General features: G+C 73.9%; 22 protein-coding genes. 7 read left to right on the top strand and 15 right to left on the bottom strand.

Annotated features, from left to right (window positions below; translation table 11 throughout):
• From E4P39_RS20025 to rimP, 4 genes are all read right to left on the bottom strand, one after another.
• Window positions 1-315, bottom strand: a 315-nt coding sequence (locus E4P39_RS20025; RefSeq protein WP_209306637.1) for a translation initiation factor IF-2 N-terminal domain-containing protein, incomplete at its 3' end; no start/stop codon positions are given.
• A 156-nt stretch (window positions 316-471) separates the two neighbouring features.
• Window positions 472-750, bottom strand: coding sequence for a YlxR family protein (locus E4P39_RS20020; protein WP_135138352.1), 279 nt, complete (start codon window positions 748-750; stop codon window positions 472-474).
• A gap of 41 nt (window positions 751-791) precedes the next feature.
• Window positions 792-1,937 (bottom strand): transcription termination factor NusA, encoded by a 1,146-nt coding sequence (nusA, locus tag E4P39_RS20015; protein WP_135138347.1) that lies wholly within the window; start codon window positions 1,935-1,937, stop codon window positions 792-794.
• Window positions 1,934-2,581 carry a ribosome maturation factor RimP gene (gene rimP / locus E4P39_RS20010; protein ID WP_135138346.1) on the bottom strand — a complete coding sequence of 216 codons (648 nt, stop codon included), beginning with the start codon at window positions 2,579-2,581 and terminating at the stop codon, window positions 1,934-1,936. The genes nusA and rimP overlap by 4 nt, the downstream gene beginning before the upstream one ends.
• Window positions 2,582-2,872: 291 nt before the next feature.
• On the opposite strand from rimP, the gene E4P39_RS20005 reads away from it, so the two are divergent.
• Together E4P39_RS20005 and E4P39_RS20000 are read left to right on the top strand one after the other, a co-directional pair.
• Window positions 2,873-3,358, top strand: a complete 486-nt coding sequence (locus E4P39_RS20005; RefSeq protein WP_135138345.1) for a hypothetical protein — start codon at window positions 2,873-2,875, stop codon at window positions 3,356-3,358.
• Window positions 3,359-3,370: 12 nt separating this feature from the next.
• On the top strand, window positions 3,371-3,832 hold the full coding sequence (locus E4P39_RS20000) for a ferritin-like domain-containing protein (protein ID WP_135138344.1): 462 nt from the start codon (window positions 3,371-3,373) through the stop codon (window positions 3,830-3,832).
• A gap of 37 nt (window positions 3,833-3,869) precedes the next feature.
• On the opposite strand, the gene E4P39_RS19995 is transcribed toward E4P39_RS20000, so the two are convergent.
• Genes E4P39_RS19995 through ispG form a run of 3 tightly spaced genes read right to left on the bottom strand, consistent with a single transcriptional unit; the run spans window position 3,870 to window position 7,819 of the window.
• The gene (locus E4P39_RS19995; RefSeq protein WP_245159981.1) at window positions 3,870-5,762 is read right to left on the bottom strand and encodes a penicillin-binding transpeptidase domain-containing protein; all 1,893 of its coding nucleotides are present in this window, start codon (window positions 5,760-5,762) and stop codon (window positions 3,870-3,872) included.
• A 32-nt stretch (window positions 5,763-5,794) separates the two neighbouring features.
• A complete protein-coding gene (locus E4P39_RS19990; protein ID WP_135138343.1) occupies window positions 5,795-6,646 on the bottom strand; it encodes a DUF4081 domain-containing GNAT family N-acetyltransferase in 852 nt (283 codons plus the stop codon).
• Between the two features lie 12 nt (window positions 6,647-6,658).
• Entirely contained in the window at window positions 6,659-7,819 is a 1,161-nt protein-coding gene (gene ispG, locus E4P39_RS19985; RefSeq protein ID WP_135138342.1) for a flavodoxin-dependent (E)-4-hydroxy-3-methylbut-2-enyl-diphosphate synthase, read from the bottom strand.
• 126 nt (window positions 7,820-7,945) lie between these two features.
• On the opposite strand from ispG, the gene E4P39_RS19980 reads away from it, so the two are divergent.
• Window positions 7,946-9,331 carry a hypothetical protein gene (locus E4P39_RS19980; protein ID WP_135138341.1) on the top strand — a complete coding sequence of 462 codons (1,386 nt, stop codon included), beginning with the start codon at window positions 7,946-7,948 and terminating at the stop codon, window positions 9,329-9,331.
• Here the strand turns inward: E4P39_RS19980 and E4P39_RS19975 are convergent.
• Both E4P39_RS19975 and dxr read right to left on the bottom strand, forming a co-directional pair.
• Complete coding sequence (locus E4P39_RS19975; protein WP_280790879.1) at window positions 9,318-10,730, bottom strand: site-2 protease family protein; 1,413 nt, start codon at window positions 10,728-10,730, stop codon at window positions 9,318-9,320. The genes E4P39_RS19980 and E4P39_RS19975 overlap by 14 nt on opposite strands.
• On the bottom strand, window positions 10,688-11,884 hold the full coding sequence (gene dxr / locus E4P39_RS19970; protein ID WP_135138339.1) for a 1-deoxy-D-xylulose-5-phosphate reductoisomerase: 1,197 nt from the start codon (window positions 11,882-11,884) through the stop codon (window positions 10,688-10,690). Before dxr ends, E4P39_RS19975 begins: the two co-directional genes overlap by 43 nt.
• A gap of 87 nt (window positions 11,885-11,971) precedes the next feature.
• On the opposite strand from dxr, the gene E4P39_RS19965 reads away from it, so the two are divergent.
• Window positions 11,972-12,259, top strand: a complete 288-nt coding sequence (locus E4P39_RS19965) for a DUF2631 domain-containing protein (RefSeq protein WP_245159980.1) — start codon at window positions 11,972-11,974, stop codon at window positions 12,257-12,259.
• Here E4P39_RS19965 and E4P39_RS19960 read toward each other — a convergent pair whose 3' ends face one another.
• Both E4P39_RS19960 and rlmN read right to left on the bottom strand, forming a co-directional pair.
• On the bottom strand, window positions 12,260-12,982 hold the full coding sequence (locus E4P39_RS19960) for a VIT1/CCC1 transporter family protein (protein ID WP_135138337.1): 723 nt from the start codon (window positions 12,980-12,982) through the stop codon (window positions 12,260-12,262). It lies immediately after the preceding gene.
• Window positions 12,983-13,058: 76 nt separating this feature from the next.
• Window positions 13,059-14,231: a 23S rRNA (adenine(2503)-C(2))-methyltransferase RlmN gene (gene rlmN, locus E4P39_RS19955; protein WP_135138336.1), complete on the bottom strand. Its 1,173-nt coding sequence runs from the start codon at window positions 14,229-14,231 to the stop codon at window positions 13,059-13,061.
• 33 nt (window positions 14,232-14,264) lie between these two features.
• Here rlmN and E4P39_RS19950 point away from each other — a divergent pair, with 33 nt between their 5' ends.
• A complete protein-coding gene (locus E4P39_RS19950; protein WP_135138335.1) occupies window positions 14,265-14,924 on the top strand; it encodes an RNA methyltransferase in 660 nt (219 codons plus the stop codon).
• Window positions 14,925-15,043: 119 nt separating this feature from the next.
• On the opposite strand, the gene E4P39_RS19945 is transcribed toward E4P39_RS19950, so the two are convergent.
• The 4 genes from E4P39_RS19945 to E4P39_RS19930 all read right to left on the bottom strand — a co-directional run bounded on the left by E4P39_RS19945 (window position 15,044) and on the right by E4P39_RS19930 (window position 21,715).
• The gene (locus tag E4P39_RS19945; protein ID WP_135138334.1) at window positions 15,044-17,866 is read right to left on the bottom strand and encodes a BTAD domain-containing putative transcriptional regulator; all 2,823 of its coding nucleotides are present in this window, start codon (window positions 17,864-17,866) and stop codon (window positions 15,044-15,046) included.
• Between the two features lie 169 nt (window positions 17,867-18,035).
• A complete protein-coding gene (locus E4P39_RS19940) occupies window positions 18,036-18,872 on the bottom strand; it encodes a methyltransferase domain-containing protein (protein ID WP_135138333.1) in 837 nt (278 codons plus the stop codon).
• 156 nt (window positions 18,873-19,028) lie between these two features.
• Window positions 19,029-21,212 (bottom strand): RNA polymerase recycling motor ATPase HelR, encoded by a 2,184-nt coding sequence (gene helR, locus E4P39_RS19935; RefSeq protein ID WP_135138332.1) that lies wholly within the window; start codon window positions 21,210-21,212, stop codon window positions 19,029-19,031.
• Between the two features lie 107 nt (window positions 21,213-21,319).
• On the bottom strand, window positions 21,320-21,715 hold the full coding sequence (locus E4P39_RS19930) for a hypothetical protein (RefSeq protein WP_135138331.1): 396 nt from the start codon (window positions 21,713-21,715) through the stop codon (window positions 21,320-21,322).
• 141 nt (window positions 21,716-21,856) lie between these two features.
• On the opposite strand from E4P39_RS19930, the gene E4P39_RS19925 reads away from it, so the two are divergent.
• Window positions 21,857-23,005 carry a sensor histidine kinase gene (locus E4P39_RS19925; RefSeq protein WP_135138330.1) on the top strand — a complete coding sequence of 383 codons (1,149 nt, stop codon included), beginning with the start codon at window positions 21,857-21,859 and terminating at the stop codon, window positions 23,003-23,005.
• A complete protein-coding gene (locus E4P39_RS19920; RefSeq protein ID WP_135138329.1) occupies window positions 23,002-23,658 on the top strand; it encodes a response regulator transcription factor in 657 nt (218 codons plus the stop codon). Before E4P39_RS19925 ends, E4P39_RS19920 begins: the two co-directional genes overlap by 4 nt.
• Window positions 23,659-23,674 lie beyond the last annotated feature (16 nt).

The raw sequence follows: 23,674 nt of genomic DNA, 5'->3' as shown, positions 1-23,674 counted from the left end.
CGGAGCGGCGGGGGCCGCCGCAGCGGGGGGTGCCGCGACCGGAGCGGGTGGGGCGACCGGAGCAGCCGGCTCCGCGGGTGCGGCGGCGGATGCGCTGGGACGGCGGGGGCCGGGGCGGGCCGCGGCGGAACCGGTGTCGGCGCCTCCGTTGCCTCCCGACGCGAACGCCTCACGGATCCGCCGGGCCACGGGGGCCTCGACGGTGGAGGACGCGGACTTCACGAACTCGCCCTGCTCCTTGAGCTTGGCGAGCACGGTCTTGCTGTCGACACCGAACTCCTTGGCGAGTTCGTGTACGCGGGCTTTGCCTGGCACGGGTCTCCTCAATTGGTGAGGCCGGCGGCTTGCCCGCTCGACCTCGTCGTTAGTGGCGCATGGTCATCGTGAGAACTTCACGGCTGAGTCATCCGACGAATGTCCTGTCGACATGCGAACCGGCCTGGTGCCGATCCGACTGGGTCCTGCTGTCCGTCACTCGCCCGTCCCGGCCCGCGCTCCGGCCATCTCCGGGGAGGTGCCGAGTACGTGGGCGCGGAGCGGACCTGCCTCCACCGGGGTGCCGGCGCCTCCGGGGAGGCGCAGCGCCCGGGCGAAGGCCCGGCGTCGCTCGGCTGCGGACAGGCACTCCGGGGTGGGGTGCACCGACGCTCCCCTTCCGGGGAGCCGCCGACGGACGTCCGGGACCAGAGCCCCGGAGCGGACGACGACACGCAGCAGATCGCTGGCCGGAGCGCGTTCCCGGCACCCCACACAGGTGCGTACCGGTTTCGACGTTTCGGCCACCCTGCACTCTAGCGCGTGGCCTGCCCGGGATGTTCCGCGCGGCGGGGCGGAGGGCGGTGGCCCCCCGGCGGGGGCTGCGAACGGCCGCCGGCCCCGTGGCCCCCCGACGGGGGGAGGCCCGCACCGGAGCGCAGCGGCGGGCGGCCCATGCCCGGTGAGGGGGTGGCGGCCTCGTCGTCGGCCTGGGCGTCGCTGCGGATGTCGATCCGGCAGCCGGTGAGCCGGGCGGCGAGCCGCGCGTTCTGGCCCTCCTTGCCGATGGCCAGCGAGAGCTGGAAGTCGGGCACGATCACCCGTACGGCCTTCGCCTGGGGGTCGACGATCCGGGCGCTGTTGACCCGCGCCGGGCTCAGCGCGGACGCGACGAACGCCGCCGGGTCCTCGGACCAGTCGACGATGTCGATCTTCTCGCCGTGCAGCTCGCTCATCACGTTGCGCACCCGCTGGCCCATCGGCCCGATGCACGAGCCCTTGGCGTTCAGGCCGGGCACGCTGGTGCGGACGGCGATCTTCGAGCGGTGCCCGGCCTCGCGGGCCACCGCGACGATCTCGACGCTGCCGTCGGCGATCTCGGGGACCTCGAGGGCGAACAGCTTGCGGACCAGGTGGGGATGGGTCCGCGAGACCGTGACCTGCGGGCCGCGGAAGGTGCGGGCGACCGAGACGACGTAGGCCTTGATCCGGCTGCCGTGGGTGTACTCCTCGCCGGGCACCTGTTCGGCCTGGGGCAGGACCGCCTCGACCTTCCCGATGTCGATGAGCACGGTGCCCTGCACGTTGCGCCGATCGTGCGCCTGCACGATCCCGCTCACGATGTCGCCCTCCTTGCCGGCGTACTCCCCGAACGTCTGCTCGTGCTCGGCGTCGCGCAGCCGCTGGATGATCACCTGCTTGGCGGTGCTGGCCGCGATCCGGCCGAAGTCCGACGGGGTGTCGTCCCACTCGCGGACGACGTCGCCGTCCGGGCCGAGCTCCTGCGCGAGCACGGCGACCTCGCCGCTCTTGCGGTCGACCTGGACGCGCACGTGCTTCGCGGCCCCGTCGGCGTGCCGGTAGGCGGTGACCAGCGCGGACTCGATGGCCTCGATCACCGTGTCGGCGGGGATGCCCTTCTCCCGCTCCACCGCCTTGAGCGCGGTGACGTCGATGTTCACTGTTCTCCTCCTCGCTCCGTCGGGACCGCACCGTCGCCGGGGGGGCCCTCTCCGGGCGAGCTCTCGTCGTGCGGGCTGTCGTCGTCCGCGAAGTCGGACGCGCTGGGGTCGGTGGCGTCGGCGCGCCCGAACTCGACCTGGACCCGGCCGGAGCCGAGCTCGGCCCAGGGCACCTGGCGGGGGGTCGGCGGGCGCTTCTTCGCCCCCGGCTTTCCCTTCGCCTCGACGGCGAGGGTGACGCCGGAGTCGTCGACGGCGGTGACGCGGCCGGTGACCTCGTCGGTCGATCCGGCGGGGCCGACGGTCACGGCCACCAGGCGTCCGGTGTTCCGCCGCCAGTGCCGGGGCTCGGTGAGCGGCCGGTCCACGCCGGGGCTGCTCACCTCGAGCACGTACGGCGTGCGGCCCATTCCGTCGTCGTTCTGGTCGAGCACCTCCGACAGCGCACGGCTGATCTCGGCGATGCCGTCGAGGGTCACGCCCTCGTCCCGGTCCACCACCACACGGACGACGCTGCGCCGGCCGGCCGGGGTGACGACGAGCTCCTCGAGGTCGTATCCGGCGGACCCGACGACCGGCTCGATCCACCCCGCGAGCCGGGACGTGGCGGGGTCGGCCCGCTGGGTACCGCGAGAGGCGGACACGGCTTCCTCCTCGAGGCTCGGGCAACCGCACGGTGCGGGCTGCAGGCCCTCCGATCCGGCGACGTCCGGCCTCCCGGCGCAGGTCGGACCCGGTTCGGGGGTGAGTGGTCAGGCTACCGCCCGGGACGACGCGCCGAGACCAGATGCCGCAAGCGACGCAGCGGGCGACGCCGTGCGCCGCTGGGACGCCCGGGGCGGACGGGAAAGGGGTGGGGCCGGGCGGACCGACGCGGGGCGCGCCCCGGCAGGCATCCGGACCCTCCGGCGTCCCTGCTGCGAGAATGGACCCCGATGCCTTCCCTCCCGCCCTCCCGCCCGCCGGGGTTCTCGCGGCGCACCCTGCTCGCGGCCTCCGCGGTGGGGCTGGCGCTGCTGTCCACGGGATGCACGTCCTCGCCGGACGACGAGGCCGCGGAGGTGACCAGCGAGCAGGCCGATGAGCTGGCCGTCCAGGTCGCGGTGCAGGAGGGCCTGATCAAGGCCTTCGCCGATGCGGGTGCCGCTGACCCCGCCCTGGCGGCGGCCGTCGCCGAGCTCGCCGCGCAGGCCGCGACGCAGCTGGAGCGGCTGCGCGACGCCGCGCCCGGCGGCGCGGCCTCCGCCGCCCCGTCCGCCGGACCGCCGGGCGGGCCGGAAGCGAAGGCGTGGTTGCGCGGTCAGGTGGCCGCGGCCGCGAGCTCCCACGCCGCCGCGTGCCTCGAGCAGTCGGGGGCGCGGGCCGCACTGCTGGGGTCGATCGCCGCGGGGCTCCGCGGCCAGGACGGGAGACTCGCATGAGGCGTGCGGCCGATGGCTGACGACACCGCGGGGCCCGACCTGGCCTCCGAGAACACGGCGCTGGACGAGGCGCTCGCCGCCTCCCACGCGGCGGTCTGGGGCTACGGCGTCGTGGGTGCCGCCCTGGGCCCCGGCGCGAACGCCACCGCAGCGACGGCGGAGACGGCGCACCGCGATCTGCGCGACCGCCTGACGGCGCTCCTCGTCGACCGCGAGGTCGACCCGGTGGGCGCGCGGGGCGCCTACGCCCTCCCCTTCCCGGTGCTGTCCGCGACGGACGCCGCCGCCCTGGCCGTCGTTCTCGAGGACGGCGTCGCCGCGACCTGGGTGCGCGTGCTCCACCAGGCCGCGGAGCGGTCGACCCGGGAGCTCGCCGTGGGGGCGCTCGGCGACGCGGAGGTCCGTGCGGTGGGCTGGCGGACGGCCGCCGGGAAGCCGACCGTGACGACGGCGTTGCCCGGACTGTCCGGGTAGCGACCCGGCCGGCACTCCGGCCGGCACTCCGGCCTTGTCAGCCCAGGGCGCCCAGGAACGCGTCGGCGACACCGACCGCGACGCTGCTGGACTGCCCGCCCTCCACCAGGACGGCGAAGGCGACGTCGCCTGCGGGTCCGCCCACCTGGTAGCCCATGAACCAGCCGTGCGCGTCGGGCGGGGTGTTGCTGCCGTACTCGGCGGTCCCGGTCTTGCCGAACACCTCGCCGTGGTCGGCCAGCTGCGTCGCCGTCCCGGCGAGCACCACCTGGCGCATCATCGGCCGCAGCGCGTCGAGCACGGCCGGGGACGGTCCCGCCGGGAGCTCCGCGGAGGGTTCGGTACCCGCGATCTCGATGGGCGCGACCGGTGTGCCACCGGCGATGCCGGCGGCCACGACCGCCATGGCGGCAGGGCTCATCAGCACCTGCCCCTGACCGATCGCGTTCGCCGCCTTCGTCGTACCGGTGCTGTCCGACGGGACGCTGCCGCTGAAGACGTCGACGGGGAGCTTCCACTCGATGCCGACGCCGTAGGACGCCGCCGCCTCCGCGAGGGCACCGTCGGGGAGCTCCAGCCCCTGCTGGATGAACGTCGTGTTGCACGACTGCGCGAGCGCCTCGGTGAAGGGGACCGTGCCCAGATCGAACTGGTCCTGGTTCTCGAACTCCCGGCCCTCCACCGACGTGGTGCCCGGACAGGCGACGGGACTGTCCGGCGTGAGCGTGCCGGCCGAGAGGAGGGCGGTCGCGGTGATCGTCTTCATGGCCGAGCCCGGCGGGAACTGACCGGCCAGGGCGTTCCCGGCGTCGGCGGGCTCGTTCGAGGAGACCGCGAGGAGCTCACCCGTCCCGGGCCGGACCACCACGACGTGCGTCGGCAGGGTCTGCGCGGCCGCGGCCGCGTCGGCGGCGTTCTGCACCGCCGGTACGAGCGGTGTCTGGAGCGGAGTGCCGGGCTCGGGGGCGACCGAGTCGATCTCGAGACCCTCGTCGCCTGTCGCAGCGTCGGTGCTCACCACCGAGACGGTGAAGCCCGGGGTGCCCGAGAGCTCCTCCTGGAAGGCTCGCTGCAACCCCGACAGCCCCAGCTGGTCGCCGTCGGCATAGCGCGGGGAGCCGTCGTCCTGGGACTCCTCGATGACCTCGGCGGTCGCCGCCCCCACCCGGCCCAGGAGCGCCTCGGCGAAGCGGGCAGTCGGCGCGAGCAGCCGGGTGGCCGTCGGGAAGACCGCGCCGGGGAGGTCGAACACCTGGGCTCGGATCCTCTCGAAGTCCGGCCGGCGCAGCGTGATGACCGGGACGAACTGTCGCGCGGGGGCCGCGTCCACGTCGGCCACGATCTCCTCGGCGGCGACTCCGGTCGCGGCGGACAGCGCGGCGGCCAGCGCGGGCAGGTCGGTCACCTGGGCCTTGTCGACGCCGACGTTCACGACCTCGGTCGGCGTGAACAGTGGCGCCCCGGTGGCATCGGTGATCGGCGCCCGGTCGGGCAGCGTGCGGGCCAGCTTCAGGCGCTGCCCCTCCCCCAGCTCCGGATGCACGAGCGTCGGCGCCGCGACGACCCGCCAGGTGTCCTCGACCTGCTCGAGGTCCAGGGCGGCGTCGTAGCTCCAGTCGGGGGCGGCGGCGAGGTCCCAGGTCGCCGTCCACGCCACGGTGGCCTGCTCGTCCTCGACCGTGACCGTCCCGAGCTCCGTGGAGAGCGTCGCCTCGGGGAGGTCTTCCGCGGTCTGCTCCAGCAGCGCCGACGTGGCCTCGGGGTCCGACGTCGCCCTGGCCGCGGCGGCGACGTCCCCGTCGGCCCAGCCGGCGAGGAAGGTCTGCGCGGCGGCGCGGACGTCGTCCTCGGCGCTGCCGGAGCAGGCGGCGAGGACCGGAACGGTCAGGATCAGGCTGAGGGCGAGCGCGGGGCCCCGTCTTGTCCGCACGGCGACAGCCTGTCAGACGAGACCGGCGGGACTCAGAACAGCACGCTGGCGTACTGCCCCACGTCGCGGAAGCCGACCCGGCGATAGGCCGAGCGGGCGGGGCCGTTGAACCCGTTCACGTACAGGCTGACCACCGGCGCGAGCACCGTGCGCGCGTACTGCACGACCGCGGCGGTCCCGGCGGTCCCGATCCCCCGGCCGCGGTGGGCGGGCGCGACCCAGACGCCCTGGACCTGGCAGGCCGCCCGCGAGACGGCGCCGATCTCGGCCTTGAAGAGCACGGTGCCGTCCTCGATCCAGGCGAGTGACTGGCCGGCCCGGACGAGCTCCGCCACGCGCGCGCGGTAGCCCGCTCCGCCGTCCACGCGCAGGGGGCTGACGCCCACCTCCTCGGTGAACATGGCGACGGCCGCCGGCATCAGGATCTCCAGCTCCGCGGGCCGCACCGGGCGGACCCGCGGCTCGGGCGCCACGGCGGGCGGCCCGTCGATGGCCAGCAGGGGCTGATCGGGCCGGTGGTCCCGCGCCGGCCCCCAGTGGGGGGCGAGCAGTTCCCACAGCGGGGCCACCGCGGTCGCAGGTCCCACGATCGTCGAGCACCGACGGCCGGCCCGCCGGGCCCGGTCGGCGAAGGCGACGGCGGCGGCGCGTTCCGCGCCGGGCACGGCGAAGGGGATCAGATTGGCTCCGGCCAGGCAGACGGCGTCCAGGCTCCGGCCCGACCCGATTCCCCACAGCGGCGCGCCGAGCCTGTCCTGTGCGGTGCCGGTCGCCTCGATCCGGCCGGCCAGCACGCACGCCGCGACGGGATCGGTGGCCAGCAGCCGGTGCACGGCCCCCTCGTCGGCCTCGTCGAGGACGCGGGCGACAGGCGCACGGAGCACGGGACGGCCGAGTCAGCTGACGCTGACGACGGGCGGGCCGGACGGCTCTCCCGCGTCGACGTACTCGCCCGCGATGCGCATGGCCTCCTCGATGAGGGTCTCCACGATCTGCGACTCCGGCACCGTCTTGACCACTTCGCCCTTGACGAAGATCTGGCCCTTGCCGTTGCCCGACGCCACGCCGAGGTCGGCCTCGCGGGCCTCGCCGGGGCCGTTGACGACACAGCCCATGACGGCGACCCGGAGCGGCACCTCCATGCCCTCGAGCCCGGCGGTCACCTCGTTCGCCAGCTTGTAGACGTCGACCTGCGCCCGGCCGCACGAGGGGCAGCTGACGATCTCCAGTCCGCGCTGCTTGAGGTTCAGCGACTCGAGGATCTGGTTGCCGACCTTGACCTCCTCCACGGGAGGGGCGGAGAGGGAGACGCGGATGGTGTCGCCGATCCCCCGCGACAGCAGGGCACCGAAGGCGACGGCGGACTTGATCGTGCCCTGGAACGCGGGGCCGGCCTCGGTGACGCCGAGGTGCAGGGGGTAGTCGCACTGGGCGGCCAGCAGCTCGTAGGCGCGCACCATGACCACCGGGTCGTTGTGCTTCACCGAGATCTTGATGTCGCGGAAGCCGTGCTCCTCGAACAGCGAGCACTCCCAGAGCGCGGACTCGACCAGGGCCTCGGGCGTCGCCTTGCCGTACTTGGCCAGCAGCCGCTTGTCGAGGGAGCCGGCGTTGACGCCGATCCGGATCGGGACGCGGGCGTCGCCGGCCGCCTTGGCGATCTCGCCGACCTTGTCGTCGAACTTCTTGATGTTGCCGGGGTTCACGCGCACGGCGGCGCAGCCGGCGTCGATGGCCGCGAACACGTAGCGCGGCTGGAAGTGGATGTCGGCGATCACCGGGATCTGCGACTTCTTCGCGATCACCGGCAGCGCCTCGGCGTCGTCCGTGTCCGGTACGGCGACCCGCACGATCTGGCAGCCGGACGCCGTCAGCTCGGCGATCTGCTGGAGGGTCGCGTTGATGTCCGCGGTCTTGGTCGTGGTCATCGACTGCACGCTCACCGGGAAGTCGCTGCCGACGCCGACACCACCGACGTCGAGCTGGCGGGTCTTGCGACGGGGAGCGAGAACGGGAGGAGGTGCAGTCGGCATGCCGAGACCGACGGGGATCGCCATGACGGCCAGTATCCCCCGCGCGCGGATTGATGCTGGTGACGCTGCTGTGACGTGCCGGACAGCGCACCCGGCGCGTCCGCGACGGCGGGCGGAGTTCCGGCACCGGCCCGCCTAGCCTCCCGCTCCATGACCCTCGACCCCACGGGCGCGAACGTCGCGACGAGCGCCGTCATCGTCGTCCTGCTCTTCGCCTTCATGTTCGTGATCGCCGGCAGCCGGCTGGGCTATCTGTTCGGCATCCGCGCGGACGCGCCGTTCCTGTTCAACCCGACCGGCGTGCGGGCGATCAGCCTGGTCGTCGCCTACCCCGCCGTCCTGGTGGGCGTGTGGGGGCTCACGTACGGGCTGATCGCGCCGCACGTGGAGACCGCGGCGCTGCCGACCCAGGTCGGCTACGCCGCAGCCGGAGGGGTGCTGGTGCTCACCGGCGCACGGTTCGCGCGGTTCCTCACCTTCCAGATGGGCGGGCGCACAGCGGTGGAGGGTGAGCTGTCGCCGGACGAGATCGTCCCGGTCGACGAGATCGGCGACGACGTCGACCTGGCCGCGGCGCTGGAGGCGACCCGCCGCGGTGAGTGGCAGCCCGCCGCCGCCCTGCTCGCCGCGACCGGGGACCCCGAGGTGCGGGCCGACCGCCTCCGTCTGCTGGCCGAGCAGTCCCTGCACGACAGCCAGTGGGTCGAGGAGTGGTTCGCCGCGACGCCGAACGACCCGACCGCGACCGTCATCCGCGCCGAGCTGGCACTGCACCGCGCCTGGGCGGCCCGGGGAGCGGCCTACGCCGCCCAGACGTCGCAGGACCAGATCCAGGCGTTCTTCACCGGGCTCGCGCAGGCCCAGCGGCTGGCCGAGAAGGCGGTCGAACTGGACCCGGCCGACCCGATGCCGTGGGTGACCCTGGTCGAGATGGCCCGCGGCCAGCAGGTCGAGCAGGAAGAGTTCGAGCGGCGGATGGAGGGGCTCTTCGAGCGCGCACCCAGCCACGTGCACGGCGCCCACGCGGTCCTGCAGACCGTCTGCGCCAAGTGGATGGGCAACACCGACACGATGTTCGAGTTCGCCCGCGGGCTGGCCGCCGAGGCGCCCGAGGGCTCGGCCACCTGCCTGCTGCCGGTCATGGCCCACGTCGAGCACTACCTGCAGCTCTCCGACGGCATCGGCGGTCCCGCGAAGGGCTCCCGGCACATGGAGTCCGGCGCGACCCGCACCGAGCTGCGCGCGTGCGTGCAGCGGTGGATGGCCGGACCGGACGGCGGCCCGCGCCCGGGTGGCCGGCTGTTCGGCCACAACCTGGCCGCCTACGCCTTCTGGCTGGCGGAGGACGCCGACTCGGCCCGCCCCCACCTGGAGGCCATCGGCCGCTCGGTCACCGAGATGCCCTGGAGCTACTCGGACGACCAGGCCGGCGCGGTGCTCGGCGTCGCCCGCCGGTGGGCCGGCCTGCCCGTCGTCGCACCCGCGACCTCCGGGCAGACGCCGCCGCGCTACCCGGAGCCGTTCAGCCCAGTGTGATCGGGTTGACGATGTCGGCGATGAACAGCAGCGCCGACAGGCCGAGGAACAGACCGGCGACCAGATAGGCGACCGGCATCAGCCGAGCGATGTCGAAGGGGCCCGGGTCCGGCCGTCCGCGCAGGCGGGCGACCGTGGCCCGGGCCTTCTCGTAGAGGGCACCGGCGACGTGGCCGCCGTCCAGCGGATAGATCGGCAGCAGGTTGAACAGGAACAGGACCAGGTTCACGCCGGCCAGCAGCTGGAAGAAGTAGCTGATCTTCTCGGTGGTCGTGAACTTCTCGAAGGCGAAGACCTCACCGGAGATCCGGCTGACCCCGACCACCCCGATCGGCCCCTGCGGGTCGCGCTCCTCGCCGAGGAATGCCGCGCGGGCCAGCGCCGGGATCTTCTGCGGGATCTCCACGAGCCGGTCCACCGAGGCGACGATCATGTTCCCCAGGAAGGCCGGCACCTCGGTGACCGACTGGCGCACGTAGGTCTGGGCCGGGCTCACGCCCACGTAGCCGACGCGCATCGTGCGCTCGCCCTCGGGATCTGCGTAGACGGTGTTCTCGATCGGCGTGACCGTCAGCTCCCGGCGTCCCCCGTCGCGCTCGACCGTGAAGACAACCGGGGTGTCGGCGCTGGCGCGGATCGCTTCCTGCACCCGCTGCCAGCCGACGTCGGTCTCGCGGGAGATCGGTTCGCCGTCGATCGCCAGGATCGTGTCACCGGCGCGCAGGCCGGCCTTCTCGGCGGGGCTCCGCTCCGGCTTCGCGCAGCCGGCGGACCCCAGGTCGCACAGCTCCCCGTCGGAGGTGATCGGTACCGAGCAGGGGTTCTTCGCCGTCGCGCTCTCGGCTCCCGCGGGGATGACGCAGCCGGGGACGACGGAGATCGTGGTCGTCGTCTCGGGGCGGCCGAAGCCGACCAGGACGATCGTGAAGAACAGCACCGCGAGGACCAGGTTGTTGAACGGCCCGGCGAACATGACGATGACGCGCTGCCACCAGGGCTTGGCGTAGAAGACCCGGCCCGTGTCGCTGGGCAGGACGTCGTTGAGGGCCTGGCCGCGGACCTCGGCGATGAAGCTGCGCATGCGGGTCGCGCGCTTGCTCTCGCCCTCCTCGGCCGGCGGGATCATGCCGACGATGCGGATGTAGCCGCCGAGCGGGATCGCCTTGAGTCCGTACTCGGTCTCACCGCGGCGCCGGGAGAACACCGTCGGACCGAAGCCGACCATGAACTGCGGGACGCGCATGCCGAACCGACGGGCCCAGAAGAAGTGGCCGGCCTCGTGGAACGCGATCGAGAACAGCATCCCGACCGCGAAGGCGACGATCCCCAGGGTCGTGAGAAGGATCCCGCTCAGCTTCAGCCTCCGGAGATGACGCCCCGGGCGTGCTCCCGGGCCCACTTCTCCGCGGCCAGCACGTCCTCGACGCAGGTGGGTGCGCCGAGGTCCGGCGCGTCATCGAGGGTACGCGCGACGACGTCCACGATCCCCGGGAACGACAGCCGACCCGCCACGAAGGCGGCGACGGCCTCCTCGTTCGCCGCGTTGTAGAGCGCCGGGACCACGCCGGCCGCCTGCCCCGCCTCGCGAGCCAGCCGCACGGCGGGGAACGCCACCTCGTCCAGCGGCAGGAACTCCCAGGTGCTCGCGGCCGACCAGTTCAGCGCGGGCTGCACGACGGGCAGCCGGTCCGGCCACGCCAGCGCCAGCGCGATCGGCAGGCGCATGTCGGGCGGGCTGGCCTGCGCGATGGTCGCGCCGTCGGCGAAGGTGACCATCGAGTGCACGATCGACTGCGGGTGCACGACGACGTCGATGTCGGCATAGGGGACGTCGAAGAGCAGGTGGGCCTCGATGAGCTCCAGGCCCTTGTTGACCAGGGTCGCCGAGTTGATGGTGACCACCGGCCCCATGTCCCAGGTGGGGTGGGCCAGGGCCTCGGCCACCGTGACGCCGGCGAGGTCGGCCGCGGCGCGACCCCGGAACGGTCCGCCGCTGGCGGTGAGCACCAGCCGGGCGACCTCGCCGCGGGTGCCGCTGCGCAGGCACTGGGCGAGCGCCGAGTGCTCGGAGTCGACCGGTACGAGCTGACCGGGGGCCGCGGCGGCCGTGACGAGCGCTCCCCCGGCGATCAGCGACTCCTTGTTCGCCAGGGCGACGGTGCGGCCGGCCTCGAGCGCGGACAGCGTCGGCCGCAGCCCGATGGAGCCGGTGATCCCGTTCAGGACGACGTCGGCGGGCCGGGTGGCGAGCTCCTCGGCGGCCCGCGGTCCGGCGAGGATCTCCGGTAGCGCGTACTCGCCCTTGGACCAGCCGCGTTTCGACGCGGCGGCGTAGAAGGCCAGCTGGAGGTCCTGCGCCGCGGTCGCGCGGGCCACGGCGACCGTCCGGACGCCGAGGCTCAGCGCCTGCTCGGCGAGCAGCCCGACGTCCCCTCCCCCGGCGGCCAGGCCGGTGATCCGCAGCCGCTCCGGGTTCTGCCGGGCGACGGCGATCGCCTGCCGGCCGATGGAGCCGGTCGACCCGAGCACGGTGACCTCGCGGGAAGAACTCACGCGCGCAGTCTCCCCGATCAGCCGCGGCTCGCCACGCCGTCCTCCCTCGTGCGGTGGCATCGGCGCGGGGCTGCCAGAATGTCCGCCGTGAGTGCAACCCAGCGGGTCAACCAGCCCGGCCGCGAAGAGGCCGTCGTCCGTACCGATGCGCACGCGGTGGAGCACGAGCGACCCGAGGAGTGGGGCTGGCACGGCGAGATGGGCAAGTGGGGCCGCCGCCTGGCGGTCATCCCCATCCTGTTCCTGCTGAGCATGATCATCGGCAACCACGAGGGCCGCCTCGAGGACCTGTGGCTGGTCGGCTTCGCCCTGCTGATGGTCCTGATCCTGGTCTGGGACGCGCGGCGCAGGAAGAACGCCTGGCGCAGCCGCTGATCAGCCGACCGAGACGCCGATCGCCGAACCGATCGCGTAGGTGGCCCCGGCCGCGATCGCGCCGAACAGGAGCTGCCGCAGCCCCGCGTACCACCACGGGCGCGGGGTGAAGACCGACGAGAGCGCCCCGGCGACGACCAGCCCGACGCCACCGCAGACGAGCGCGGCCCACAGCAGCGGATACCCGAACAGGTAGGGCAGCAGCGGGAGCAGCGCGCCCAGAGCGAAGGTCAGCAGCGAGGTCACCGCCGCGGTACGCGGTGACGGCTTGTCCTCCGGACTGAGCCCGAGCTCGGCGACGATGTGCAGCCGGAGCGTCGTCTCGGGGTCGCGGGACAGCTGGACGGCGACCTCCCGGGCCAGGTGCTCCTCCACCCCCCGGACGCGCAGCATCTGGATCAGCTCGGCCAGCTCCCCCTCGGGGTTGACCTCGAGCTCGCGGCGCTCCTTGGCCACCTCGAGGTCCAGCTGCTCGTTCTGCGTCTTGACCGACGTGTACTCGCCCAGCGCCATCGAGATGGCCCCCGCGATCAGCCCGGCGACGCCGGACAGGACGACCGTCCGCGGGTTCGCCCCACCGCCCGCGACGCCGGCCACCAGCGCGGTGTTGCTGACCAGCCCGTCCATCGCGCCGAACACGGCCGCACGGAGCCAGCCGCCGGACACGTCGGCGTGGCTGTGGTCGTGCGCCTCGGCCTCCGGCAGCGCCTCGGTGCCGCTCACTCGTCCTCCTCGCCGGCGCTCGTCGTACGCGTGAGCAGAGCTGCTGCGCCCATGCGTGAGCTCGCAAGCTCGCTCACTACTCGTCGGCCTCGGCACCCAGGGGCACGGTGGGCTCCAGCTGCGGGGTGGGCAGCGCGACGGTGGGGACGCCGACGTCCTCGCTGGCCGCGAGCTGCCCGCACGCGCCGTCGATGTCCTGGCCGCGCGTGTCGCGGACCGTCGTCGCCACCCCGGCCGCGCGCAGGCGGGCGACGAACTCGCGCTGCGCGGGCAGCGGGCTGGCGTCCCAGATGCTGCCCGGCGTCGGGTTGAGCGGGATCAGGTTCACGTGCGCGAGCTTCCCGGCCAGCAGCTTCCCGAGCAGGTCGGCCCGGAACGGCTGGTCGTTGATGTCGCGGATCAGCGCGTACTCGACGGAGTACCGGCGTCCGGTCTTCTTCGCGTAGGCGTCGGCGGCGTCGACGACCTCGCCGACCTTCCACCGCGTGTTGATCGGCACGAGGGTGTCGCGCAGCTCGTCGTCGGGGGCGTGCAGGCTGACCGCCAGGGTCACGTTGCGGCCCTCCTCGGTGAGCCGGCGGATCGCCGGGACCAGGCCGACCGTCGAGACCGTCACCGACCGCTGGGACAGGCCGAGACCGTGCGGCGCGGGCGTGAGCAGGGCGTCCAGGGTCTTGCGCACCCGGGCGTAGTTGGCCAGCGGCTCGCCCATCCCCATGAAGACGACGTTGGACAGCCGCCCCGGGCCACCGTCGAGTTCCCCGTTCGCCATCGCCGCCGCGGCCGCGACGGCCTGGCCGATGATCTCGGCGGCCGAGAGGTTGCGGGTCAGCCCCGCCTGGCCGGTCGCGCAGAACGGGCAGGCCATGCCGCAGCCGGCCTGGCTGGAGATGCACACCGTCGCCCGGTCGGGATAGCGCATGAGCACGCTCTCGACCAGGGCTCCGTCGTGCAGCCGCCACAGCGTCTTGCGGGTCCGCCCGTTGTCGGCGGTCTGGTGCCGCACGACGGTGAGCAGGCCCGGCAGCAGCGCCTCGGCCAGTGTCCCGCGCGCCGCGGCCGGGACGTCGGTCATGTCCGCGGGGTCGGTGACGCCGCGGTAGTAGTGCCGGGCCAGCTGGTCCGCGCGGAACGGCGGGTGGCCGAGCTCGGTGACCGCCGCACGGGCCTCCTCGCGGGTGAGATCGGCGAGGTGGCGCGGGGGCATGCCCCGTCGGGGCGCGTCGAAGACGAGGGGCAGGGCAGTCATGGCGTCGTCCATGGTCCCACTAGCCTGCCCCGGGTGACGGACACCGAGAGGGAGCTCACTCCACCGGAGACCGTTCTCGACAGCGTCGGGGTCGGTCCCTGGCAGGGGCCGTGGCCCGACGACCCCCGTCTCGATCCCGAACTGCTCGCCGCGGGCGACCGGCGCAACGTCGTCGACCGGTACCGCTACTGGACCGTCGAGGCCATCGTCGCCGACCTGGACCTCCGCCGGCATCCCTTCCACGTGGCCATCGAGAACTGGCGGCACGACCTCAACATCGGCACCGTCGTCCGGACCGCGAACGCCTTCCTCGCCGAGGCGGTGCACGTCGTGGGGAAGAAGCGCTGGAACCGGCGCGGGGCGATGGTGACCGACCGGTACCAGCACGTGCGGCACCACCCGGACGTCGCCTCGCTGGTGGCCTGGGCCCGCGAGGCGCAGCTGCCCCTGCTGGCCGTCGACAACCTCCCGGGCGCGCAGCCGCTGGAGACGGCTGCGCTGCCCCGGGCGTGCGTGCTGCTCTTCGGCCAGGAGGGCAGCGGCCTGTCGGCCGAGGCCCGCGAGGCAGCGGACGGCGTGCTGTCGATCGCCCAGTTCGGCTCCACCCGGTCGATCAACGCCGGGGTGGCCGCCGGGATCGCGATGCACGCCTGGGTGCGACAGCACGCGATGACATCGTCATCCTCCGGATGACACCGCGGCCAGGTGCCGTTCCCCCGCTGAGTTGAGCCGCTCCGTCGTGCCTGCGCGGACCCCTCCGGGGCCCACTCGGCGCGACCATCCATGGCGGGAGGATGACGAGCGGAGCAGCCTCAGGCAACTCGGCGGAGGGCGGCGCGGGCGTGGGCGACCGCTGCCACCGCGGACGCCCCTGGGCCGGGCCGCGGTCCGGACTGCGCCGACTCCGGCGGACCCAGCGGTGAGGGCTTCCCCGCGGCGACCAGGAACGCATGCAGGGTGGCGGCGTCGGACCCGGCGTCGACCCGGTGGAGCAGCCGCGCCACGTAGCGCAGGTTCAGCCACTGCTGCGTGGTGTCCCCGGCCTGGTCCCAGTGGTCGAGCACGGTGAGGAACGCGCGCGCGGCCGCCACCGGATCACCGTGAACGGCGCGGGTCGCCGCGGCCTCCATCATCGCGATCCCGTGCCACCAGAAGTTGCGCACGGACGACGCCAGGGCAGCGGCCTCGTCGAAGAGGGCCAGCGCACGGGCGGGTTCGGACTTCTTCACCACCAGGCCGAGCGCGTATCGGGCCATCGACCGTGCCGTCGGGTTGGCCGTCTCCTCCGCCACGTCGAGGCTCTCCTGCGCGGCCGGCACCCCGAGCTGCGGTTCCCGGCGCACGGCCTGGCAGACCGCGACGTAGTACAGGGTCCACACCAGCCGGATCCGGTCGCCGTTCCCGCGGGCACGCTCCGCCTCGGCGGTGTAGTGCCGCAGGGCGAGGTCCACGTCCCCCTCGTAGAGGGCGACGTCCGCGAGGACGTCGCCCGGGTAGGCGATGCGCGGGGTCCCCGGTGGCGGCTGCCGGCCCTCCGCCCGCCGCGCCAGGCTCGCGCTCCGTTCGTACTCGTTGCGGTTCCACGCACCCCGGGCGGCGGCGCCCACCGCGGTCGCGTACCGGGGATGGTCGGGATCGACGTCGTCGAGCAGCCGCTCGGCCCACCCGGAGGCCTCGTACCCGATCCGCAGGCTCACCAGCTCCGGCACGGCTGCCACCAGACGCACCGCCAGGTCCCAGTCGCGGTCCGCATGTGCCCGGAGGAATGCGGCACGCAGGTTGTCGTAGTCGGCCAGCGCCTCCTCCACCCATGCCCGCTCGTCCGGGCCCTGCAGCCCCTGCGCCGCGCGCTCTGCCAGCTCCGTGTAGTACCTGGCATGCCGTTGGGCGAGCGGCAGGTCGGCGTCGTCGGCCTCCGTCCGGGACCGCCCGTAGGCCCGCAGGGTCTCGAGGAGCCGATATCGGCTGTGCACCCCGCTGGCGGCCACCACCATCGAACGGTCGACCAGCCGGGTCAGCCGATCGAGCACGTCGTCCTCGTCCGCCGCCGGGTCGGCGACCTGGTGCACCGCGCGCAGGTCGGCGCCGCCGACGAACACCGACATGCTGCGGAACAGCCGCTGCTCGGCCTCTGGCAGCAGCCGATAGGACCACTCGATCGCCGCGACGAGGCTCTGGTGCCGGGCGACGGGTCCGCGTCCTCCACCGAGCAGCGGGGCCTCCTCCAGCCGCCGGGCGACCTCCATCGGGCTCATCACCCGCATCCGGGCCGCGGCGAGCTCGATGCCGAGCGGCAGCCCGTCGAGCCGGGCGCAGATCGTCGCCACCGCCTCCGCTGCGGCCTGGTCGAGCAGGAAGTCGGGCGACGACGCGCGGGCGCGCTGGACGAACAGCGCCATGGCGTCCTCGACCGGCAGCGGCGGGACCGGCCACAGCTGCTCCCCCTCGACACCGAGCGCCTCGCGGCTGGTCGCGAGGACCACGACCTGCGGGCACTGCTGCACGACCTCGGCGATGAGCCGGGATGCGTGCGCCAGGAGGTGCTCGCAGTTGTCCACGACGAGCAGCAGGGTCCGCGTGCGCAGGTACTCGATCACGGTCTGCTCGACCGACAGACCGGGACGCTGCTGGATCCGCAGCGCCGCGGCGACGGCGTCCCCGATCGGGCTGCCGTCGGGCAGGGCGGCCAGCTCGCAGAGCCATGCCCCGTCGGCGAAGCGCGCCCGGTCGCGGCCCGCGACCTCCACCGCGATCCGCGTCTTCCCGGCGCCCCCGACGCCGGTCAGGGTGACCAGCGGTCCGGCCCGCAGAGCGGCCAGGACGCGGTCCACTTCTGCCCTGCGGCCGACGAACCCGCTGGCCCGCCGGGGGAGGTTCCCCTGCCGTGCCGGTGCGGCAAGTGCCGGGTCGTGGAGGAGGATCCGCCGGTAGAGCGCCTGTGCCGGAGCGGCCGGCTCGACGCCCGGATCGTCGTCGAGACGGGCGCGCAACTCGTGGTAGGCGGCGAGCGCGTCGGCCTGACGCCCCGTCGCGTACAGCGCCTCCATGAGCGCGACCGCCGGCCGCTCCCGCGAGGGATGACGGCGCACGATCGCCTCGAGTTCGGGGATCGCCTCGGCCACCCGACCCAGTGCGAGCAGAGCCTCCGCCCGGGCCTCGAGCGCGCTCGTGCGCAGCTCGGTCAGCCGGGCGGCAGTGGCCGTCGCGAACTCGTCGTCCGCGAACTCGGCCAGCGCATCACCCCGCCACAGCGCGAGGGCGGCGTCGAGGTCGGCCAGCGCCCGCCCATGGTCTCCCTCGCCGGCGGCGGCCCGTGCGGCGCCGACCAGCTGCTCGAACTCCGCGGCATCGAGCGTCGCGGCGTCGAGGGACAGGCTGTACCCCGGGGGGCGGTGCCGGAGGGGCGCGGCGGCACCGAGGACGCCCCGGAGCCGGGAGGCGTAGGCGCGGAGCGCCGTCCGTGCCCCGGGGGGTGGAGTGTCCCCCCACAGGGCGTCGACCAGCCGATCGGCGGGCACCACCTCGCCCCCGGCGACCAGCAGGACGGCCAGCAGCGCGCGCGGCTTGGGACCACCGACGGCGACCGGTCCACGTCCGTCCTCGACCTGCAAGGGCCCCAGGATCCGTAAGCGCACCGCCCAGCACCTGCCTGTCCCGCCCTGCAATCGCTGTGCAACGGGCGAGGCAGACAGTAGTGGCGAGTTCCGGAGGAGGACCAGATGTTCGCCGGCAGCGCGCGTGCGACGCAGTGCGGCAGGGGCGCCCCCGGAAGGGAGCGCCCCTGCCGCTGAGACTGCTCGTCGTTCAGGTCCGACGCGCGGTCAGGAGCAGGTACTCCCACTCCAGGATCGTCGTCCCGTCGCCGCGGTCGTAGCGGGCGGCGAGCGCCGCGAGGTCGCGGTCGAGCGCCGCGACGCGATCGGGCTCGTCGGCGATGTTGCGGTAGGCCACGATCGTCGGCCCGTAGACCGACTTCCAGAAGTCCCGCCACTCCTCCGGCGTCCCGAAGCCGCCTACCGTCACGGTCTTCCGACGCGCGACGACGTCGGTCACCGCATCGCCGAGAAGGCTGCGCACGTGGGCCTCGTCGCCCCACAGCGGAGGCGGCTGGGCACCGGGGGGCGGCGCCGGCGCGTAGGGCTTCATCGTCCGGAACATCTCGCCGACGAAACCCTCGGGAGTCCAGCTGATGAGGCCGATCCGCCCGCCGGGGCGGCACACCCGCACCAGTTCGTCGGCAGCCTGCTGGTGGTGCGGCGCGAACATCACGCCGACGCTGGACAGCACGACGTCGAATGCGCCGTCCGCGTAGGGCAGCGCCTCGGCGTCGCCCTCGTCCCAGGCCACCTCGACGCCCTCGCGCGCCGCGAACTCGCGGCCCGCCGCGAACAGCTGCGGGGTGAGGTCCGATGCCACGACATCGGCGCCGGTGAGCGCGGCGGGGACGGCGGCGTTGCCGGTGCCTGCCGCGACGTCCAGGACCCGGTCCCCGCGGCCGACTCCGGCTGCGGCGACCAGCACACGCCCCAGCTCGGGGATCAGCTGCGAGGCAACGGCCGGGTAGTCGCCCAGCGCCCACATCGCGCGGTGCCGGGCCTTGAGCGCGCGATCGGCGGTGATCGCGTCGATGGTGTCGGTCATTCCTCGCTCCCTTCGTCGTGCGGTGGTTCCGCAGTGCGACGACGATGACTCCGGCACGTTGCAGACCGGCTGCAACCCGGACGCAGCCTCGTGCAATCCAGCGGCGTACGCCCACGGCGTGCCGGATCCGCCCCCGGCTCCACGCGGGAGCGGACGTCAGGAACTCGTGAGGAGAACGAGTTCCTGGGTCGCCCGGGTCATCGCGACGTAGCGGTCGACCGCGCCCTCGATGCCCGTGCCGAACGCCTCCGGGTCGACCACGACCACCAGGTCGAACTCGAGCCCCTTCGACAGCTCCGGGGTCAGCGACCGCACGCGGGGCCCCGGCCGGAACCCTGCCCGGAACGGGGGACCGCCGATGACGCAGGCGATCCCCTCGCCCTCGGCGTGCTCGGCGAGCCACGCGTCGAGGATCGAGTCCAGCTCCGACACGGAGCCGTGGACGACGGGGACGCCGCTGCTGCGGATGGACGTCGGCACGTTGGCGTCCGGGAGCACCGCCCGGATGACCGGCTCGGCCTCGGCCATGACCTCCTCCGGCGTCCGGTAGTTGATGGTGAGGGAGGCCAGGCCGATCTCGTCGAGCCCGATGCGCTCGAGCCGTTCCTGCCAGGTCTCCGGAAATCCGTGCCGGGCCTGGGCGCGGTCCCCGACGACGGTGAAGCTCCGGGACGGGCAGCGGAGCAGCAGCATCTGCCACTCCGCGTCGGTCAGTTCCTGGGCCTCGTCCACGACGACGTGCGCGAACGGGCCGGCGAGCAGGTCGGGGTCCGCTTCGGGCAGCGCCGCCTCGTCGACCAGGGTGTCGCGGAGGTCCTGGTGGCGCAGGGTCGTCATCAGCAGCAGCTCGGAGTCGTCGGTCGCGATCAGCTCGTCGATGACGCCGGCCATGCGCTCGCGTTCGGCGGCGACGGTCGCCTCCTGCCGGCGCCGGCGCCACGACGCTTCCGGGTCGCCGAGCCGCTGGCGCGCCGCGTCCAGGAGCGGCAGGTCCGACACCGTCCAGGCCTGGGCGTCCGCGCGCTGCAGCCGCCGGACGTCGTCGGCGCCGAGCGTGGGAGCGCACCTGCGCAGGTAGGCGGGCACCGACCACAGGTCGCCGACGACGTCGGTGGCCTCGAGCAGCGGCCACGCGCGGTTGAAGGCAGCGAGCAGGTCCCGGTTCTGCTGCAGCGACTTCCGGAGCAGGTCGTCCGCCTCGTCGCCGTCGTAGGAGTCCATCAGGATGGCGAGCAGCTCGTCCCAGACCTGGTCGCGCGCCTCGTTGTGCGGGGTCCCGGGGTCCGGCGCCTCGAACGCCTCGGCCCAGTCGGCGGCGCTCAGCCGGAGATCTGCCGAGTCGGTCTCGACCGTCAACCCCGTGGGGGGCGGCTCCTCGTAGAACCGGACGGCCGCCTCGATCGCCGTCCCCACGTCCATCGACGACTTCAGGCGGGCCACCTCCGGGTCGGCCTCGATCCCTGCCGCGGCGCCTTCGGGGACGAGGTCCCGCACGGTGGCGGTCTGCACGCCCTCCTCCCCGAGGCTGGGGAGGACGTCGGAGACGTAGGCCAGGTAGGGCTGGCTCGGTCCGACGAACAGCACGCCGCCACGGTGGTGACCGAGGTGGGGGTCGGAATAGAGGAGATAGGCGGTGCGGTGCAGGGCGACGACGGTCTTGCCCGTCCCCGGACCGCCGTCGACGACGAGAGCGCCGCGGGATCCCGCGCGGATGATGGCGTCCTGGTCGGCCTGGATGGTGCCCAGCACGTCCCGCATCCGGGCCGACCGGTTGCTGCCCAGGCTGGCGATGAAGGCGGACTGGTCGTCGAGCGCGGCGTGGCCCTCGAACCCGGCGATCCCCCCGAACTCGTCGAGGGCGAACACCTCGTCCCAGTAGTCGCTGATCCGGCCACGGGTCCAGCGGTACCGGCGGCGGCTGGCCAATCCCATCGGGTTGGCGTGCGTGGCGCCGAAGAACGGCTCGGCCGCCGGGGATCGCCAGTCGAGCAGCAGCCGGCGCCCCGAGCTGTCGGTGAGGCCGAGCCGTCCGACGTACACCGGCTCGGCGCCGTCCGCGGAGACGATGCGGCCGAGGCACAGGTCGAGACCGAAGCGGCGCAGCGTGCGCAGGCGAGCCGTCAGCCGGTGGATCTCCAGGTCCCGGTCCAGGGCCTCCTGGCCGATGCCCCCGGGGGCCTTGCGCTCGGCGTCGAGGCGGTCGGACAGGTCGGCGATCGACTGCTCGAGGCCCTCGGCGATCGCCGCGAAGTGCTGCTCGTCGCCGGCGATCAGGGTCGGGGCGGCCTTGGGGCTGAGGTGGGCGGGAAGGTCGAAAGCGCTGGTGGTCAAGGGGTTCACGGCATCAGCTCCGATCTGATGTCCGTGACCATAGGTCGGATTTTTTCCGCTCATGAGCGCCGCCGAACTCTGCTACAAAGGAGATGAGGGAGTCCCCCGCCCCGCTGTCACGTCCTCGTGCGACGGCCGATCAGGGTGAGCAGGACGATGATCACCAGGTCGACGGCCATGAAGAGAACCGCCTCGGGCTCGTCGTAGACGGTGAGCTTCACCGCGCTGAAGACGAGGTCCAGCAGCAGGACGCCGGCCAGCGCCGGGAGCACGCGCCGGTCCGCGCCGAGCCGCGCGGCGGCCACCAGGAAGGCCACGGCCAGCGCCGTCGACCAGATCCCGACCGACCAGTCGGCGAGCCCCTCGGGGTCGCCGTTCTGCTCGGCGGTGGCGAAGAACAGGAAGAACGCGGTGCCGGCGAGCTTCACGGCCCCGAAGAGGCCGAGCAGGATGCGGGTGCCCTGCAGCAGGGCGGTACGGCGGACCCGGGGGCGGACGGCGGTCGTGGTCATGGTTCCTCCTGGACGGGGGTGGGATCGACGCCCCGAACGCTAGGAAGAGCGGAGCCCGCACGACATCGACCCGAGGGCTGTTCCCGCCGTCAGCCCCAGGGCTGATGTCGCCGGGCCCGGTCGCCCCTACCCTTCGCGTTCGTGATCCCGTCGCTGCCCCGGCCGGCCGTGCCGCCGCGGGCCGACGTCGTCCTCGCGGCGGTCTTCCTCGCGCTGTCGCTGCTGCAGGTGGTGCTCGCACCGATCGCGAGCCCGGTGGTGTCGGTGCTCGTCGCCGCGGGGTCGACGCTCCCGCTGGCCTGGCGGCGGGTGCATCCCGCCGTCGCGGCGCTGACGATGACGGCCGTCTGGACGATCCCCACGCCGCAGGGGTTCCTGCTCCTCGGCTATCTCATCGCCGGGCTGCTCTTCTACTCCGTCGGTGCCCACGAGGCCCGGCTGTGGCGGGTCGTCGTGGTCACCGGAGTCGGCGTCGTCGTGGGAGTGGTCGGCACGCTGCTCGGGCCCGAGATCTGGCAGGCGGCGATCGGGGCGGCGCTCGCCGTCGCCGGCCCCGCCGCCGCAGGCCGGCTCGTCGCCCACCAGCGGTCGCAGACCGCGCTGCTGCAGGAACTGACCGGCCGCCTGGTCCAGGAGCGGGCGACCGCGGAGCGCGCGGCCGTGGCGGAGGAACGCTCCCGCATCGCCCGGGAGCTGCACGACGTCATCGGCCACGAGGTGACCGTCATCGCGCTGCAGGCCGACGCGGCGGCGGCCGCGCTGGCGAAGGCGCCGGAACGGGCGGCCGTGCCGATCGAGGCCATCCGGTCCTCGGCCGCGGAGGCGCTCGCCGAGATGCGCCGGGTCGTGGGCATGCTGCGCGCCGCCGAGGAGGAGGAGGACCTGCGCCCCCAGCCCGGCCTGCCCGACGTCCCGGCGCTGGTGGAGCAGTCCCGCGCCGCCGGCCTCCAGGTCGATCTGACCCTGCGGCCGCCGTCCCAGCCGACGCACGCCAGCGTCGAGCTGGCCGCCTACCGGCTCGTCCAAGAGGCCCTGACCAACGCCCGCCGGCACGCACCCGGCGCATCGGTCGACGTCCGGGTCGTCGGGGACGACGCCGAGGTGCTGGTCGAGGTGGTCAACCGGGAAGGCGCCATCCCGTCGCCCCGGTCGGAGTCGTCGGGCTTCGGGCTGGTGGGCATGCGCGAACGGGTGCGGATGCTCGGCGGCCGGCTGGACGCCGGCCCGACGGACGAGGGCGGCTACGCCCTGACCGCCCGGCTGCCGCGCGAGCTCCCGGGGGCGCCGTGACGACGACGGTGCTGGTGGACGACCAGAAGCTCGTCCGGGACGGGCTGCGACTCATCCTCGAGCTGGCGGGCATCGACGTCCTCGGTGAGGCGGAGGACGGCGAGGAAGGGGTGCGGCTCGTCCTGGACCTGCGTCCCGACGTCGTGCTCATGGACCTGCGGATGCCGAAGCTGGACGGCATCGAGGCGACGCGCCGCATCGTCGAGGCGCGCAGCCCCACCCGGGTACTCGTGCTGACCACCTTCGAGGGCGAGGAGCTGACCTTCCGGGCGCTGCGGGCGGGTGCGGCCGGCTACCTGCTCAAGGACGCCGGCGGCGCCCGGCTGGTGTCCGCCGTCGAGGCGGTCGCGGCGGGCGAGATGCCGCTGGCGTCCGAGGTGGTGGCCCGGCTGGTCGCCTCCTACGTGCAGCGGCCGCCGGCGCCGGACAGCCCGGCCAGGCTCGCCGCGCTGAGCGAACGCGAGCGCGACGTGCTCGCCCTCGTCGGCGCCGGCCGGTCCAATCCCGAGATCGCCGCGGAACTCTACATCTCCCTGGCGACCGTGAAGACCCACGTCCGGCACATCCTCGCCAAGCTCGACCTGCGCGACCGGCCCCAGGCGATCGTGCTGGCGCACGAGTGCGGACTGGCCGGCAGCAGCGCCACCCGATGAGGTGCCCCGGGCTGCG

Source organism: Blastococcus sp. CT_GayMR19, from assembly GCF_004570385.1.
Taxonomy (GTDB): Bacteria; Actinomycetota; Actinomycetes; order Mycobacteriales; family Geodermatophilaceae; genus Blastococcus_B.
This window is presented reverse-complemented; position numbering and strand designations above follow the sequence as displayed.

Bases quoted from the DNA above. Each gene is read 5' to 3' on its own strand.
- E4P39_RS20005 (WP_135138345.1), top strand. From the start codon at position 2,873: ATGCCTTCCCTCCCGCCCTCCCGCCCGCCGGGGTTCTCGCGGCGCACC.
- E4P39_RS20000 (WP_135138344.1), top strand. From the start codon at position 3,371: ATGGCTGACGACACCGCGGGGCCCGACCTGGCCTCCGAGAACACGGCG.
- ispG (WP_135138342.1), bottom strand. From the start codon at position 7,819: ATGGCGATCCCCGTCGGTCTCGGCATGCCGACTGCACCTCCTCCCGTT.
- E4P39_RS19980 (WP_135138341.1), top strand. From the start codon at position 7,946: ATGACCCTCGACCCCACGGGCGCGAACGTCGCGACGAGCGCCGTCATC.
- rlmN (WP_135138336.1), bottom strand. From the start codon at position 14,231: ATGACTGCCCTGCCCCTCGTCTTCGACGCGCCCCGACGGGGCATGCCC.
- E4P39_RS19940 (WP_135138333.1), bottom strand. From the start codon at position 18,872: ATGACCGACACCATCGACGCGATCACCGCCGATCGCGCGCTCAAGGCC.
- E4P39_RS19930 (WP_135138331.1), bottom strand. From the start codon at position 21,715: ATGACCACGACCGCCGTCCGCCCCCGGGTCCGCCGTACCGCCCTGCTG.